The sequence below is a fragment of the Oceanobacillus sojae genome, assembly GCF_007991515.1.
GTDB lineage: Bacteria > Bacillota > Bacilli > Bacillales > Amphibacillaceae > Oceanobacillus > Oceanobacillus sojae.
Genome location: NZ_BJYM01000002.1, coordinates 277276 through 293758 on the forward strand (window position 1 = coordinate 277276; position 16483 = coordinate 293758).

12 protein-coding genes are annotated in these 16483 nt (G+C 38.4%); 5 read left to right on the plus strand and 7 right to left on the minus strand.

Annotated elements, in window-relative coordinates; genetic code table 11:
- Positions 1-34: 34 nt before the first annotated feature.
- The 3 genes from OSO01_RS03135 to OSO01_RS03145 are packed head-to-tail and all read left to right on the plus strand — an operon-like array spanning position 35 to position 2083.
- Positions 35-448 (plus strand): DUF4064 domain-containing protein, encoded by a 414-nt coding sequence (locus tag OSO01_RS03135; RefSeq protein WP_147208605.1) that lies wholly within the window; start codon positions 35-37, stop codon positions 446-448.
- 28 nt (positions 449-476) lie between these two features.
- On the plus strand, positions 477-1172 hold the full coding sequence (locus tag OSO01_RS03140; RefSeq protein WP_147208608.1) for an ABC transporter permease: 696 nt from the start codon (positions 477-479) through the stop codon (positions 1170-1172).
- Positions 1172-2083 (plus strand): ABC transporter ATP-binding protein, encoded by a 912-nt coding sequence (locus tag OSO01_RS03145; protein WP_147208611.1) that lies wholly within the window; start codon positions 1172-1174, stop codon positions 2081-2083. The genes OSO01_RS03140 and OSO01_RS03145 overlap by 1 nt, the downstream gene beginning before the upstream one ends.
- A 145-nt stretch (positions 2084-2228) precedes the next feature.
- Here the strand turns inward: OSO01_RS03145 and OSO01_RS03150 are convergent, their stop codons facing one another.
- From OSO01_RS03150 to OSO01_RS03160, 3 genes are all read right to left on the minus strand, one after another.
- Entirely contained in the window at positions 2229-3584 is a 1356-nt protein-coding gene (locus tag OSO01_RS03150) for an aminotransferase (protein WP_147208614.1), read from the minus strand.
- A gap of 675 nt (positions 3585-4259) precedes the next feature.
- On the minus strand, positions 4260-4979 hold the full coding sequence (locus OSO01_RS03155) for a GntR family transcriptional regulator (RefSeq protein WP_307725830.1): 720 nt from the start codon (positions 4977-4979) through the stop codon (positions 4260-4262).
- 171 nt (positions 4980-5150) lie between these two features.
- Positions 5151-5774: a TetR/AcrR family transcriptional regulator gene (locus OSO01_RS03160; protein ID WP_147208619.1), complete on the minus strand. Its 624-nt coding sequence runs from the start codon at positions 5772-5774 to the stop codon at positions 5151-5153.
- 227 nt (positions 5775-6001) lie between these two features.
- Between OSO01_RS03160 and OSO01_RS03165 the strand changes: the two genes are divergently transcribed.
- On the plus strand, positions 6002-6778 hold the full coding sequence (locus tag OSO01_RS03165) for an alpha/beta fold hydrolase (protein WP_186813533.1): 777 nt from the start codon (positions 6002-6004) through the stop codon (positions 6776-6778).
- A gap of 179 nt (positions 6779-6957) precedes the next feature.
- On the opposite strand, the gene OSO01_RS03170 is transcribed toward OSO01_RS03165, so the two are convergent.
- The 3 genes from OSO01_RS03170 to OSO01_RS03180 all read right to left on the minus strand — a co-directional run bounded on the left by OSO01_RS03170 (position 6958) and on the right by OSO01_RS03180 (position 12242).
- Positions 6958-7713: an SDR family NAD(P)-dependent oxidoreductase gene (locus OSO01_RS03170; RefSeq protein ID WP_147208625.1), complete on the minus strand. Its 756-nt coding sequence runs from the start codon at positions 7711-7713 to the stop codon at positions 6958-6960.
- A gap of 230 nt (positions 7714-7943) precedes the next feature.
- Positions 7944-11021, minus strand: coding sequence for an ATP-binding protein (locus OSO01_RS03175; RefSeq protein WP_186813534.1), 3078 nt, complete (start codon positions 11019-11021; stop codon positions 7944-7946).
- 288 nt (positions 11022-11309) lie between these two features.
- The gene (locus OSO01_RS03180; protein ID WP_147208631.1) at positions 11310-12242 is read right to left on the minus strand and encodes a D-2-hydroxyacid dehydrogenase; all 933 of its coding nucleotides are present in this window, start codon (positions 12240-12242) and stop codon (positions 11310-11312) included.
- Positions 12243-12687: 445 nt separating this feature from the next.
- Between OSO01_RS03180 and ileS the strand changes: the two genes are divergently transcribed.
- On the plus strand, positions 12688-15765 hold the full coding sequence (gene ileS / locus OSO01_RS03185) for an isoleucine--tRNA ligase (RefSeq protein WP_147208633.1): 3078 nt from the start codon (positions 12688-12690) through the stop codon (positions 15763-15765).
- 45 nt (positions 15766-15810) lie between these two features.
- Here ileS and OSO01_RS03190 read toward each other — a convergent pair whose 3' ends face one another.
- Positions 15811-16410, minus strand: coding sequence for a short chain dehydrogenase (locus OSO01_RS03190; protein ID WP_147208636.1), 600 nt, complete (start codon positions 16408-16410; stop codon positions 15811-15813).
- Positions 16411-16483 lie beyond the last annotated feature (73 nt).

The window sequence follows — 16483 nt, forward strand, 5'->3', positions numbered from 1 at the left end:
TAAGAATCAAGAAACAGGAGGAGGAGAAAATGAAATGAAGTATAAAACAGAAACCATTTTAACAGCCATTGGTATTCTATTATTTGGAATTTTGTTCGGAGGCGGTATCCTGCTGTATGGCAACCTTGAGGGAAGTCCCGAAACATTGGAGCTTGTCCAGTCTTTTATGGAGGACGAGAATATAGATGAATTCAGTGAACAGCAGCTTATCAGTTATATGGGTTATCTTTTTATCTATTTATCTGCAGTTTCGTTTGCCTGGATAATATTAGGGGCAGTTGCCATTTTCTTATTCAAAAAAGAAAATAAAGGAAAAATTGCAGGAATTTTGTTGATAGTGACAGCAATCCTTGGAACACTTTCAACAATCGGTTTAGGAATTTTCAGCGGTATTTTCTATCTGACAGCCGGGGTTATGGCAATGACCCGCAGTCGTTCTGCCAGCTAATATATATAGAAAAAGAGGAGATTGATTTATGCTTACAGTTGGTTTTAGAGAATTTAAAAGTTTATTTTCGAGCATCCGCTCTATTGTAATTATTGTCGTCCTTTTTGGAGTAACAATCGGTTCTGCAAGATTAGTCCGTCAATTCGAGGCACCCCTGCAGGAATTAGGCCTTGGAAATGATGCTTATGCCATGGGATTAATGCTTTTATTAATTTTAGCTGCTCCTTTGTTTGTAACCAGCTTATCCCACAATATCGTTAATAAAGAAACGGATACACGGACCATCCGATTTTTAGCAACAAAGACAAGCCGGAGCAACATTATCCTTGGAAAATTTATCGGAAGCTTTTTATTTTGGGTCGTATGTATTGCGGTCGCTTTATTGCTTATCATCCCATTTTCAAAATCGTTTTCCATTGTAAATCTGGTTCAATCAATTATTTTCGTGTCTTACTTCATCGGCTTGACACTTTTTCTATCCACCATTATCCCTAAGCCGTCTTTAAGCATGTTTTTAGGGATCATTATCTCAATTGCTTTACCGGTGCTTGGTTTATGGAATGCAGGAACAGACAACCTTTTTATTAAAACAGTCGGCTACGTGACACCTTATTTTTATTACATGCAGGAAGAATCCAATAATTATTACGCCTATTTCGTAGCATTTTTCCCCATTTTATTTATTTTACTAAGTGTATTTATTTTTAGAAAGAGGGATTTATAATGGAAGCTTTGCAAACTAATCAGTTAACAAAAACATATGGTAAGAAAACGGTTGTCGATTCTGTTGATTTACATATTCCTCAAGGATCCATTTTTGGTTTCCTCGGTAAAAATGGAGCCGGCAAATCAACCCTGATTAATATGGTAACCGGGCTGATTAAACCCAGCTCCGGCTCATTCGAGGTTTTGGGACAATCAGGAGACAGACTCGAATCTCTTCAAAAAGAAATCGGAGTCCTGCCGGATTACTCCACGTTCTATGAGGATCTTACTGCGTTCAGCCATTTAAACTACTTTCAGAAATTATTAAAGCAATCTCTTTCCAGACAGGATATTCTCCGTGTTCTCACACGGGTCGGATTAGAGGACGCTGTCCATGTAAAAGTGAAAAAGTTTTCGTTTGGAATGAAAAAGAAATTAGGAATTGCTCAGAGCATTATTCACCAGCCGAAGCTGCTCTTCCTTGATGAACCCACATCAGGGGTTGATGCCAACGCTGTTTTAAATATCCATTCTTTAATCAAAGAAATTGCCGTACAAGGAACGACCATTTTCTTAACTTCACATAATTTAAATGAAGTGGAGAAGCTATGTGATGAAATTGCCATTATGAACAAGGGAAGCATTCAAACACAGGGAACGATGCAACAACTGCGTGAACAGTATCAGCAGGTTATTATAGTCCATATTCATCATCGTTCCCTCTCTGAAAAAGAACAGACGCAATTGAAAAATTCTCTCACAGAGCTCACTGCGGACACCCAAATTGCTGAGAATACTTCAGAAATTACTGTCCAGTCAAATGAGCTCATTCCACAGGTAAATAAAAAATTTGTACAACAGGATATCGGTGTATTTCGGCTGGAGGTAGAAGAGCCGTCACTTGAGGAAATTTTTCTTAATTTAGAATAGCGCTGTGAGTTAACCGATTATTTTACGGAAGTATCTATTTAAAATAACTGTACAAATATCAGTAATTATTTATACCAGATTAAAAAGTGCTTTATTGGAGTACTTTTTAATCTGGTGAAATTTGCTTCTGCAACAAACGCGCCAATTACAGACTGCGGATTGCCCACTGCAATGTATCAATTAAAAATTCCAAATCTTCCTCCGTACTTGTTAATGGAGGTGCAGCGATAATAACATTGTTGTGACCCGGGACGGTATCTCCATTCTTTCCAATAATTAGCCCTTTTTCTTTACACAAACCAATTATTTTGGCTAATTTTTCATCAGCTAACGGCGTTTTGGACTGTTTATCTTCTACCATCTCAATCCCCAATAGAAAACCAGTCTGCCTGACTTCCCCCACATTTTTATGGTCGATTAATTGATGCAAGTCTGCCAATTTAGTTTGTGCAAGGTTATTTACACGCTCAATGATATTCTCATTTTCAATGATTTCAATATTCTTCAGCGCTACCGCACACGCTGCCGGGTGCCCGCCGTATGTGGAAACATGCCGAAAATGCGAGTCCTTCCCGTCCTTTTGAAATACATTATATATTTCAGTTTTAACCGCAGTAGCCCCCAAAGGCAGGTAGCCACTGGTCAGTCCTTTCGCCATTGTTACAATATCAGGCTGTACTCCTGCTGCATGCTGAAATCCAAACATTTTCCCTGTGCGTCCATAGCCTGACACAACCTCATCCATTATTAAAAGGATATTGTGTTGCTTGCAAATTTCAGATACGCGTTGAATATATTTCATTGACGGAATAATAACCCCGCCGCCGGAAATAAAGGGCTCCATAATAAAGGCAGCTATGGTTTCTTCACCCTCCCAGTTAATCATTTCTTCCAATAGCTGTGCCGCTTTCAGATCTGACTCCTCTGCACTTCCATTAAAAATGGAGCGGTAGCTGTATGGCGGATATACATGCAAAAATCCGGGCACTGTCGGATCATATTTGACTCGTCTGTTGGCCTGTGCTGTTGCACTAAGTGCCCCTAAGGTTGAACCATGATAAGCCCGATAACGGGAAATAATTTTATATTTCTGCGGGTTGCCGGTCTGGTTATGGTATTGCCTGGCGATTTTAAATGCCGTTTCATTTGCTTCCGAGCCACTATTTGCAAAAAACGTCTGATATTTCTCACCAAGTAACTCACTAATCTTAGCAGCCAGTTTGATTGCAGGCTGATGGCTCATCGTTAAAGGAAAATAGGAGAGGGTTTTCATTTGCTCCGCTGCCGCTTCGGCTATTTCCTCACGGCCATGACCAAGATTTAAACACCATAGCCCGGAAACTCCATCCATATACTTTTTCCCAGTTTCATCTGTAAACCACGAGCCTTCCCCTTTTACAGCAACAACCTGCTCCGCTTCTGGATTAAAACGGTGCATCGCATTCCACAATAACGATTCTTTTTTCTCAAGCCGATTGTTCATTTCTTTTTCAACTTTCATCCTTCATACCTCCTCATTTATCTAAGATTATGAATCTGAAAAACTATAAACTTAAGAAGAAACTGAAAATCCAGGAACCGGTTGAATCGATTGTTATGCCATTTTGTGTATGGTACAACTATTTTGAGTTTCAAATAACCAGTCCTATAGCATATGAGGGAATGCCTCCAGGTTATACATCCTTTATCAGTGCAGCCAGTTTATGTCTTATAAGCCCAGTGCAGTATTTGGTCAGTGAAGAATTCACACAATAAAAAGACCGCTCTCCTTTAATGAACTATTCTAAGCATCCAATGTCCCCTTAAACACTTCAAAATAACATCAAAAAAAGCCGTCACAACACAAAAGTCGTTATATTTTATCCCGTTTGCAGCACCGCCAACTATTCTCTTTGCTTCCTCCCTCATACTTCAAAATTACAGAAGACAAACTAATCCCTTCATAAAGATTCTGACGTCCGAACCAGTTGTAATATAATAGGTCTGCTCATAGTATAATCCAGCCTAACCCCTAATTCAATATATTCAGTTATTTGAAAAAATAATAAGTCTTATCACTGTTCTTAATAAACCTGCATTCATGCGTTCAAAGGGTCCTATTTTATATCAAAACTTTCTAACATGAGAAATAAGCCTAATCACCACCATTTTAATTTGCAATTTTCAGCTGCTCCCTCTACCCAAACTTACGCGACAGGTTTAATTTAAATGTATACAAATCACTTCTATAAAATGCCTTTTCCATTTCAATAATTTCATTATTCCGATCCTTAATAATACGTTCAGCAATCAGGGCATTGGTTCCATCTGCCAATTCCAAATTTTCCTTATCCTCATCAGAAAAGGCGCCGCTGCTTATTGTCTGCCCCGCTTCAGCAAGTATGATTCCCAGATCATTTTCCAACAAATCGTACAAGGTTACATCATTTAGATCATACTTTATTAATTTCTCACCAATATGGACTGGATAGTAATGCTGTTCTATACCGATTGGCGTGTCATCGGCATAGCGAATCCGTTTAATAAAATATGCCTCTTGAAGGCCGGTCTTTTCCTGAATATAATGCGGAGTTTCCATCAAATAAGATGCAATTAACTTTGCTCCCGGTTTCTTCCCCATCTGTAAAATAGTTTCCGTCGTACTGCTTAAATTCCCCAGCCAATCTTGAATCGGTTTTAAAGAAACAAATGTGCCTTTTCCATGTCTCTTCTCCAATATTCCTTCACGAACCAAAAGATTAACAGCCTCTCTGACAGTACTTCGGCTCGTATTATAATCTGTCATAAGCTGTCTTTCACTGGGAATTTGCTCTGTGAATATCCCCTCTTCAATTTTCTTTTCAATAATATTTTTTAATTGTATATGCAAAGCAATGGAATTATTGTAATCAAGCACAATAATAGCTCCTTTTCGTTTATTAATTATATTTTCATGACTGAAATGACAGGCATTCCAGCTATGTGATAAAGCATAACAGAGATTTGTATTATCTCAAAACTATAAAAAAGCAGACTGCCATTCCAACAAATGAGATCAGCCTGCTTTCCATAGACGTAGAGTATCCTTTTAATTTTTCTGTATAACTCCACTTTCCAGTATTTGAATAATTCTTTTTGTTTCCACCTCTTCTTCATCCCAGTTTGCTTCTGGAAGAAACACATAGCGCATTACAATATAGGATAAGATAGACGTTGCAACCGTACGCATAATCACTTCTGCCTTCATATCAACTAGTTGGCCCTTATCTTGATAATACTTGATAATTTCTCTCAGCTTATCAAAAATATCCTTCCCGACATACTTAATAAACTGTTCTTTTAATTCTGGATGAAAAGGAATTTCCTGAACTAATATTTTTAACATCGGCAAATTATTATGAATAAATTCTTTGCGGTTCTCAATCATGGCACGAATAAAATCTTGAATATATTCAAATTCCTGATCAAGCACCTTATTCAGATCTTTTTTTATCATCGGAGCAACCAATTTCACCATCATTGGAGAAACAATTGCCAGCAGCAGGCCTTTTTTCGATTTAAAATGCTTAAAGATTGTCCCCTCTGCAACCTCTGCTTTATTTGCAATTTCGCTTGTTGAGGTCCCTGCATATCCTTTCTCTGCAAACAAGTCAGTGGCAGCCTCTAGTATCGCTATTTGTTTTTTCGTTAATTTGGGTTCTTTATTTGTCATCTTATCTCGCCTCTTATCACGTTAAACATATCTATACCTACACTATATAGGATAAGCATCCGGTTTGTCATGAATAATGAAATTGGATCAGGAAGTATTTTGTAACAAATTCTTCTTACATACTTTATTCCATTCCAACAGCAGACACAAGCAATTTAAAATTGTATGATATGCTTACTTTGGGTATATATAAACTTCTAGTTTCTATGAAGGGAAGTGTTTTTTTTTTGCATTTTATTGAAATTAATAGTCAAAAAGTTGAAATTCTATCTAAAGGAACAGGAAAACCGGCAATTCTCATATTATCTGGAATGGGATCTCCCTTCTATGAATGGGAAGAAATTTCGTCTAAGCTTGCCGAAACGAATCAGGTTATTATGTATCACCGGCCAGGATTAGGCAAAAGTGAATACCTCCATAAAAAAAGGTCTACTGAAAATGTTACTGCAGAAATCCCACAGATACTCGAGAAATTGAATATAACAGAACCTATCATTCTTGCGGGCCACTCTTATGGCGGTTTATGTGCACAGCATTTTTCAAAATTATATCCAGAAAGAATACAAGGATTATTACTATTAGATTCAACCTCTGTGGATTTATATAAACTGGACCAATTAGATTTACCTTATCTAAACGAAAATGATTCAGATACTGCGTGGATTGAAAACTGTAAAGAATATGCAGCCTTGTCTCCCTCAGAACTTTTGAAACAATTAAACCCTGTTTTAACAGAAGAACAACAAAAGTTGCCGAAAAAGACACAGAAAAAATTAATTACATTTTATACACATCCTTCACTATATAAAACCATGCTTCAAGAGATTACAAATTGGGAAGAAGATGCTGAAACCATTAAAACCTTATCATATACAGGAAACTTTCCGGTAACTATTATCGGCCGTGATAAGAGGAAATGTATATTAAACTATATTGATGATGGGGTTCCAAAGGAGGAAGCAGAGCTGTTAGAAGATACCTGGCATCAATTGATTATGGAGTAAAAGGATATTTACAAAAATGCCAAGCTGCTTTTTGCTGTGAATTCCAGTCATAATATTCATATAGATCAGCCTCAGCTGGTTATTGACGAAATCATTCAGCTGATTAGTGGTTCTTAATCAAAAGGGCATATCAACCAATTATAACCCGGTTGATATGCCCTTTTGATTCAGCCATTTATTTAAAGTGAGCTGGTTGACCCGCCATCAATCGGGAACTCTGCACCTGTCGTATAAGATGAATCATCAGATGCCAGGAACAGCACTGTTTTCGCCACTTCCGCCCGTTTCCCTAAACGGCCCAGCGGGTAAGTTTTACCTACTTCATCAGTGGTTTTCCCCTGCGATTCTGCTCCATAATCCGCCATTTGCGTATCAATATAGCCCGGATGAATGGAGTTGACCCGAATCTGGTCTTTGGCAACTTCCATTGCAACGTCTTTACTCATAATACGCACTGCACCTTTACTTGCGCCATATAAGGCATGTCCAGGTGCTCCGCCAAGACCGGCTACAGAAGAAGCATTAATAATCGAACCGCTTTTCTGCTTTTGCATGACAGGCAGCACATGCTTCATACCTAAGAATGTACCTGTCACATTGATATTCATTAATTTATTCCATGTATCTAATTCAATTTCTGTAATTGGTTTGATAATATATATACCTGCATTATTAAACAATACATCAATGGTTCCGAATTGGTTAACCGCTTCTTTTACAACTACTTGCCAGTCTTCTTCCTCGCTGACATCATGCTTTATGGAAATAGCTTCTGCTCCAAGCTCTTTTACTTCTTTTTCTGTTTCTCTTACACCTTCTATATTCACATCTGTCAAAATAAGCTTTGCGCCTTCTTTTGCAAACAAGTGAGCTGTTTCTTTTCCAATACCTGTACCAGCTCCTGTGATTAGTGTAACTTTATCTTGCACTCTCATCTTAATTCCTCCTTGAACTACTTCAATAAATCATGAAATTTACATACCTTATATTAATTCCCTTTATTTAGGCTTTTAAACATCCTGATAAATTAAATTTTAACCAAGGAAAGTAAAAACGGAATAAGAGATAACCGTTTGACTGCTGTTTTAATTCTATCTGTTATTTATTACTAAAAATTAGACCTCATCTATAGTTGTATATTACGAATGGAATAGTTTGTATTGTCTTATTCATATGATTTCTTAGGTATCCACATCGTGACCTCTGTACCCTCTTCTGCTATACTTTTGATGTCAATCCCCTGCCCAAACAGCTTCTTCCATCTCTGTTCAGTATTCAGTAGCCCAACACCATTTTTTTCATCATTTTTATTGAATAGTTTTGCCAATATTTCTGACGGGATACCTTTGCCATCATCGATAATTTTAATTTGATAGCTGTTCTCCATCTGCTTGCCTTTAAGCCATAGTGTACCTGGTTTATTTTGTGAGATAATCCCATGATTAATAGCATTTTCAACTATTGTTTGGATAGACAGCGGCGGTACAAGGATATGTTCAGAGTCATCAAACTCCTTATGAACTGTCAGCTTCCCTGCAAATCTCTGTTGCATTATATAGATATAGGAATCTACTAGCTCCAGCTCCTCCCGCAATGATACCAGCGGCTTCGTATTTTTACTTCGAAAACTTTTGGAAAGATATTTGCCAAACTCATTTAACAGGTTAATCATCCGCTCGATATCTATGTTGCTTAAGGCAGCAATAGCGTTCAAGGTATTAAACATAAAATGCGGATTTATTTGTGCCTGCAGCCAGGCTGCCTCCATCCGTAATTGTTCATCAATAGAACGGCTTAAATCTGTTAACGCCTTAACCCTGGCCTGTAATTCTAATGCTTCAACAGGCTTTGAAATATAATCATTTGCACCGGATATAAAGCCGGTATAGATATCCTCGGTCTGGTTGCGGGCAGTTAATAATAAAATAGGTAATTCAGAAATAGTAAAGCGTTCCCTGATACGCTTTGTTAATTCATAACCGGAGAATGGCGACATCATCACATCCGAGATAACCAGATCATAGGATTGCTTCTCCAGCCATTCTATGACTACCCTAGGATCTGTTGTGCTATGCAGCTGATAATCCGGTTCTAAAAGATTCTCCATTACTTTCAAATTAACAGGATCATCATCTACGACCAGCAGCAAAGGCTTGTCTGATGCAGATGCCTGTTCATACCGTCCAATTGTATGAATAGTAGAATCTTCAAAAAATATATCTTGTTTCGCAATTTCTGACTGTGCAAGGGCAAGACCTTTCTTAGAGGCCAAAGGTATACTAAAAGTAAAGGCCGTTCCTATGCCAAGCTCAGAATCTACACTAATTACTCCACCATGCAGTTCAATTAATTGCCTGCAAATATTTAGTCCTAACCCTATTCCCCCACTGTCTACGTCAGACTTGCTGAGCTTCTCATAGGGAAGAAAGATTCGTTCCAGGGCATCCTGAGCAATTCCATTTCCTGTGTCCCGGACAGTAATAAAGGCCATATCTCCCCGTTTTACAGCAGAAATAATAACGTTCCCTTTTTCTGTATACTTTACGGCATTATGAATCAGATTAAACAAAATACGAATCAGCCGGTTTTCATCCGCATATAGAGATGGAAAATCCCTATCGATTTCGTTATGTAATGTAATTGATTGTTTAGGAGTTGTAAATTGCACCATCTCAATGACACCGTTTGTAATGGAATGCAGGGAAAGCTTCTCTTGCTGTAACTGAATCTGCTGCTCCTTTAATCTTGTAATATCCAGAATATCATTTAATGTAAATGTTAAACGATGGCCAATTCGAGCTAACAGCTGTAAATTACTGACCGTTTCCGGAGTTAAGCTATCTTTATGTTTATTAATAATGGATTGCGCAATATTAACCATCCCATGTAAGGGATTGCGAATCTCATGAGAGGTATTGGCTAAGAATTGATCTTTTTTCTTGTCCTCCTCTATTAATCTTACAGCCTGCTCCTCACTCAGCTGTGCTAATTGAATATGACGCTTAATCAACAGGATAGCAATGATAACAATTGGCACAAAGAAATCAAATGGGTAAAAAGGAAAGTCTGCTTTTCCTGTTTGTATCGCAGCTCCCCAAGCTAAATTAGATGTGTAGCTGCATATTAAGAGCAAAATCAGAATGCCGTTCTTATCTCCGCGGACAATTTGCCTGAGTGTGATAACAAAAAGATAAGAAATAACAATAGCATCGTATACAAACAATATGATTGATAAGACTGTAAAATGCTCCAGCGAAAAGACAGTCAAAGTCAATACAGCAAATGTAATCGCCCCTGCCCCTAACGCCTTTATAAACCTCTGCTGCATCTGATATAAATGCTGAATAAATTTTATTAAAACAAATAACACCAGAATATATATTGCAATCAGCAGACGAAAGGAGATATCTGCACTAAACGGCAATTGAACAAAAACTTCATCGTCAAATAAATTACCTATGGCAATCAGTAAAGACATGAATCCAAAATAAATTAATTCGGTTTGCCGTTTACCTTTATTCATGAAGAAAATCGCAAAGGCGTATAGGGCATGCAAGAATAGAATGATAATAACCGTTAACTGAAGGAACCGGGATAGATTTGTTTCCTGATTGATAGCATCTGCCGTTCCAAAAGAAATCGTCCGCTCTACTCCACCCGTAAACGGAAGCTCATAATTAGAAACCTGCAATATAATTTCCAGTTCATTATTATCCGGGTCCGCATAAAATAGACTGGTAACTGGTCCACGTATATGTGACTGCTCCATTTTCTCCGCAGCTGGCTGGTTCATAGATTCAATCAGCTGATCATTGACCATAATATTAAAAGCCGTTTGTATATTATTCACACGCAGCCCTAGAAATGAAGGACTCGTTTCCGGCAATAACACCTTTAAATAATAACTGCCGTACCCATAGCTGTCTGAAGACTCTTCTTTACCTGTCCTTAGCTCGCTTCGCCAATCACCGGGAACCTGAATCAATGTTTGATCCCCTGCCGAGGATATATCTGATGTACCTATAAACTGATTTGGATAGAATATCCACTCCCCATTTAAAGCAATTGTCTCTTCGTCAGAGAAATCCCAACCTGTTAAATCAAGGACACCATCTGTAATAATAGGCTGATCACCCTTGTTATAGTAATTGATCCACACGAAACGTAAACTAATAAGACCAGTTAAAAACAGTAATAAAATGCTAAAAACCTTAAGGTATGTTAAGATATTTTTATTTTTCATAGCAGCAACCGCCTTGCCATCAATTAGTAAAGAGCAGCTGCCTTCAGCAAAGTTTACGCTCACCCCTGCTGATGGCGAATCTGACTGCTCAAGCGCTGCTCCATTATAAATGCATCGTATATTAACAAAATTCTCTCTTTTTCTTGTATTATAGCAAACAACAATACAAAAATCCCTGTAAAATAAATGGACATCGTAGAAAATACCTAGGCAACATACAAAAGGAGAAAAGCATCTGACAACTGATACTTTTCTCCTTACAATCATTTCACTAATATCATATTATCCTCAATATCCTTTTTGGACATCTATCTTATTTTCCAACACCTGCCCTGACTTCACTTTTTCCAGCGTATCAATAAAACAGCCTACTGCTTCCTTGGCAGTTGTCACAGCTGAAATATGTGGTGTTATTGTGATAGCAGGATGCTCCCAGAATGGATGCGATGCAGGCAGCGGCTCTTCCCGAAAAACATCTAACACAGCAAATCGTACCTGACCTTTTTCTACTGCCTCCATTAGGGCTGCTTCAACTACAGATTTCCCTCTGCCTGTATTGATAAATCCAACCCCTTTTACTTGTTCAAAAAAAACTTTATCAAATAAATCAGCTGTCTTATCTGTTAACGGTAATGTATTAATTACATAATCCACTTCTTTTATAACCGAAAAATGTGAATCAATAGCTGCTACTTGGTTAAAAGCTGACTTTGGTTTGCCGCTTAAAGATATCCCATACACCTTCATTCCAAATACAGATAGTATTCCTGCTACTTTTTGACCAATTTCTCCCGTTCCATAGATAACGGCCCTCTTCTTACTCAATAATTCAGGAGTAATTGCATTCCAGGTTTTCTCGTCTTGCTGCTCTGCAAACTTCTGATGAGCCTGAGCATCTCTTAAAATATAGCTTAAGCAATATTCTCCAATCCGTTGTCCAAACGAGCAAATCGTCCGTGTTAATAATACGTTCTCATTCCAATTTCTGCCGGATAAAAATCCGTCCACACCAGCACCTAATGAATGTACCCAGTTCACTTTGCTGTAGTCTATATTTTTCTGTATTTGAAAGCCGCAGAAAGCATCTGCCCATTCCAGGTCTTCTTCTGTTAATTTATCATCTGTCAGGTAACGGATTTCTTGATCCAGATTATACTGATCTATGTATTCTTTTAATTCGTTTATCATTGGACTGACGATTATTATTTTTTGAATATCCATTTAACCGATCTCCCCTTCTTTTATTTCCTATTATACAGTCTACTTACCAATTTGCTAAAAAGCCAATAGTTGAAACAAGTTGACTTTTTATTTTTAATCGTTTATTGTTATTGTTAATTTAAAAATCTAATTCGATGACGGGAAAGAGTAATTATCTCCTCTTATCTACAGAGAGTTGACCATGTGCTGAAAGTCAACGTTAAGAAAGATGATGAAAATCCTCCCTGAGAAGCAAAGTTGAAAAGAAAACGGTAAGTATCTGAATGCTTCACCGTACATTAAACTTTGACGGCATTCTACCGATATCCGGAACGCGTATGATAGTACGTAGTGAAAATCCATTCGAAACCACTACTATGTTGGTTTTTTTATTTTTATGACGAATGTAACCATCCCGATTCTCCTGCGTAGAATCGGGATTTTTTAATTTAATGAGGTGAGAAAAATGAAGGAATCAAGTGCAGAACGTGAATTAAGAATCCGGAAAGAGTGGGAAAAAGATCATACTTTTGAGCGTTCTATTTCCAACAGAGAAGGAAAAGAAACCTTTGTCTTTTACGAAGGGCCGCCAACAGCAAACGGCTTGCCGCATGCCGGTCACGCTCTTGGCAGAACGATAAAGGACTTTGTAGCAAGATATAAAACTATGTCCGGCTATCAGGTTTTACGAAAAGCAGGATGGGATACTCATGGCCTGCCGGTTGAGCTGGAGGTTGAAAAGCAATTAAACATCCGCGGTAAGGAACAGATTGAGGAATATGGCATTGAGAATTTCATCGCAAAATGTAAAGAAAGTGTCTTCACCTACGAAAATGAGTGGAAGCAATTTACCGAAGCACTCGGATATTGGGTGGATATGGAGGATCCTTATATCACATTAAATAATGACTATATTGAATCAGTCTGGCATATTCTTTCTCATATTCATAAGAAAAATTATTTATACCGAGGACATCGTGTTGTTCCCTATTGCCCGCATTGTGAGACCTCCCTAAGCTCTCATGAAGTCGCTCAGGGGTATAAAGATGTAACTGATTTATCGGCGACTGCCAAGTTTCAGATTGCAGGAAAAGAAAATGAGTATCTGTTAGGCTGGACTACAACACCGTGGACACTGCCCGCCAATGTAGCTCTCGCTATGAATCCGGAAATGGATTATGTACGTTTGCAGCAGGGAAATGAAATATATATCGTAGCAAAATCGTTAGCCCATGATGTGATGAAGGAAGATTATAAAGTCTTAGAAGCTATCAAAGGACAGAATTTAATTGGTATTTCTTATCATCCGCCATTTGATTTTGCAGCTGTTTCCAATGGGCATGTAGTGATTGGTGCAGATTTTGTGACAGATACAAGCGGTACTGGAATTGTTCATATAGCGCCGGCACACGGAGAGGATGACTATAAAGCTGTTCAGGAGAATCATCTTGATTTTATTCATGTTGTCGATACAAAAGGCCGCTATAAAGATGCGATTGCGCCGCTTGCAGGTAAATTTGTCAAAGACTGTGATGTAGATATTATCAAAATGCTTGCTGAAAAAGGCCTTCTATTTGATAAAAAAAAATACGAGCACAGCTATCCGCATTGCTGGCGTTGTGACACTCCCCTTCTCTATTATGCAATGGAAGGCTGGTTTATCAAGACAACGGCAGTAAAAGAAAAGATGATAGAAAATAACCAAAAGGCGGAGTGGCTTCCTTCTCATATGAAAGAAGGCAGATTCGGCAACTTCTTGGATAATATGGTCGATTGGAATATCGGGCGAAACCGCTACTGGGGAACGCCACTTAACGTCTGGGTCTGTGATGACTGCGGAGCACAGAAATCACCGGGCTCCATCAAAGAATTACGGAAGCTGTCTGTCGATCCGCTTCCTGAGGATATTGAATTGCATAAACCTTATGTAGATAACATCCATTTTGCCTGTGACTGCGGAGGAAAGATGCACCGGACCAGTGAGGTAATTGATGTCTGGTTTGACAGTGGATCCATGCCGTTTGCCCAGTATCATTATCCTTTTGAAAATGAAGCATTATTTGATAGCCAATACCCTGCTGATGTGGTCATTGAAGGTGTTGATCAGACACGAGGCTGGTTTTACAGTTTATTGGCCGTTTCCACCTTATTCACCGGGAAACCACCATACAAACGCGTGCTGTCACTAGGACATATCTTAGATGAAAACGGACGGAAAATGTCCAAGAGTAAAGGAAATGCCCTATCACCCATTGATTTAATCAATGAATTTGGCGCGGACGCACTCAGATGGGCTTTACTTGCCGACAGCTCCCCATGGAATAATAAACGTTTTTCCAAAAAGACAGTCAGCCAGGCAAAAACAAAAGTACTGGATACACTTTTAAATGTGTATTCTTTCTATCAAATGTATGCAAAAATTGATGACTTTAAACCGGAAAAAGAGGCAGCCGGCCACCCAACTATGCTTGACAAATGGGTACTTTCCCGTTTGAATACGGTTATTCAGAAGGTTACGCAAAGCTTAAATGCCTATGATATCACCAAAGGTGCAAGGGAGATTTCATTATTTATCGATGAAGTCAGCAACTGGTATGTCAGACGTTCCAGACAGCGCTTCTGGAGTGAAGGAATGTCAGAGGATAAGCGGGCAGCATTCCATACCTTATTTGAAGTGCTGACAAAGCTCGCGCAAATCATGGCGCCTTATACACCATTCGTAACAGAGGAAATTTACTCTGATTTAATTGGCTCAAGTGTCCATCTGTCCGATTTCCCGGAAGCTGATAAAGCACAAATTGATGCAGAACTCGAAAAGGATATGGATGCTGTCTTACAAATTATCGAGCAAGGCCGTTCTCTACGAAATGCAGTTGAAATAAAAACAAAGCTCCCTTTATCACAATTAATTGTGATGCCAAAAGAAAACATTGATCTGTCTGCATTAGAAAACTACAAATCCATTATCAAAGAAGAATTGAATGTCAAGGATGTACTATTCAAACAGATGGACTATCAGCTTTTACAATTTGTTTTTAAATTAAACTTTTCAGTTGCCGGCCCCAAAGTTGGCAAGGCTGTTGGTGAATTAAAAAATAAAGTAGAAGCCTTAGATAATACAGAAAAAGAAAAATTTATTGCAGACAAAGAATATCCGTTTACCCTGCAATCTGGTGAAACAATTACTTTGACTACAGAGGATGTGCTTATCGAAAAGAAAGGAATAGATGGGTTTGCATTTGCTGAAGGTAATATGTTTATGACGCTGCTGGATATTCGCTTAACGGACGAATTAAGAGAAGAAGGATTTGTCAGGGAATTCGCACGTGCTGTTCAGACCTGCCGCAAAGAATTGAATCTGCCTGTGGAACAGCGTGTACAACTATTCGTGCATACGGATGCTGCTGCACAGCGTATTTTAACAAAATTTACTGAACAGGTGCATAAGCATCTTATTCTCGATTCCATTCATTTTGAGAAAAAGGAAGAAATGAAGTCATTTGAAATCGAAGGACATGTAATAGAATTATTTATACAGGGTTAAAAGAGAAAAGCAGATCGAACATTGTGTTTGATCTGCTTTTTATACTTAATATACTTTATAAGCCTGCCCTGTTTGCGCACCAAAAACGCTTTTCCTGTAAGCCAAACCAATCCGTTTGGAAGAAACAGGCTCAAATCCTTGGAACAGCTTACCATACTTTTCTTTTGATTTCTCAAGCATAGACGGGCTGACATGATTAATCCGGATTCCACGCGGCATTTCAATCGCTGCTGATTTCACAAACGCTGATACACCGCCATTGGCCATCGCAGAAGAGGATGCTGTTTTCAATGGATCATCCATTAAGACACCGGTTGTCAGGGTAATACTTCCATTATCCTTCAGATAGTGCAGACCGATTAATACTAGATTTACCTGCCCTAACTGTTTACTATTTACAGCAATCATATTTTGCTCCGGAGTCAGCTCATCCACCGTTGCAAAGTGTGCTGAACCAGCTGCACAAATAATAGCATCTACCTGACCTGTCTTTTCAAAAAGTGCATTTATACTCTCTTCGGAGGTGATGTCTACTGGATAGTCAGAAGAATTTCGGCTGGCTCGAATAAATTCCGCATCATCCTTCAGCTCTTCATATACAACTTCTCCGATTGATCCTGTTGCTCCGACTAATAGTATTTTCATATTCTGCCTCTCCTCATTTCTGAAAAATTTTATATATTTTCTTTGCTTCAGTATCTCATGAATTTTATAAAAT

Coding starts and splice junctions, on each gene's coding strand:
- OSO01_RS03140 (WP_147208608.1), top strand. CDS start 477: ATGCTTACAGTTGGTTTTAGAGAATTTAAAAGTTTATTTTCGAGCATC.
- OSO01_RS03180 (WP_147208631.1), bottom strand. CDS start 12,242: ATGGATATTCAAAAAATAATAATCGTCAGTCCAATGATAAACGAATTA.
- ileS (WP_147208633.1), top strand. CDS start 12,688: ATGAAGGAATCAAGTGCAGAACGTGAATTAAGAATCCGGAAAGAGTGG.
- OSO01_RS03175 (WP_186813534.1), bottom strand. CDS start 11,021: ATGAAAAATAAAAATATCTTAACATACCTTAAGGTTTTTAGCATTTTA.
- OSO01_RS03135 (WP_147208605.1), top strand. CDS start 35: ATGAAGTATAAAACAGAAACCATTTTAACAGCCATTGGTATTCTATTA.
- OSO01_RS03190 (WP_147208636.1), bottom strand. CDS start 16,410: ATGAAAATACTATTAGTCGGAGCAACAGGATCAATCGGAGAAGTTGTA.
- OSO01_RS03170 (WP_147208625.1), bottom strand. CDS start 7,713: ATGAGAGTGCAAGATAAAGTTACACTAATCACAGGAGCTGGTACAGGT.
- OSO01_RS03145 (WP_147208611.1), top strand. CDS start 1,172: ATGGAAGCTTTGCAAACTAATCAGTTAACAAAAACATATGGTAAGAAA.
- OSO01_RS03150 (WP_147208614.1), bottom strand. CDS start 3,584: ATGAAAGTTGAAAAAGAAATGAACAATCGGCTTGAGAAAAAAGAATCG.
- OSO01_RS03160 (WP_147208619.1), bottom strand. CDS start 5,774: ATGACAAATAAAGAACCCAAATTAACGAAAAAACAAATAGCGATACTA.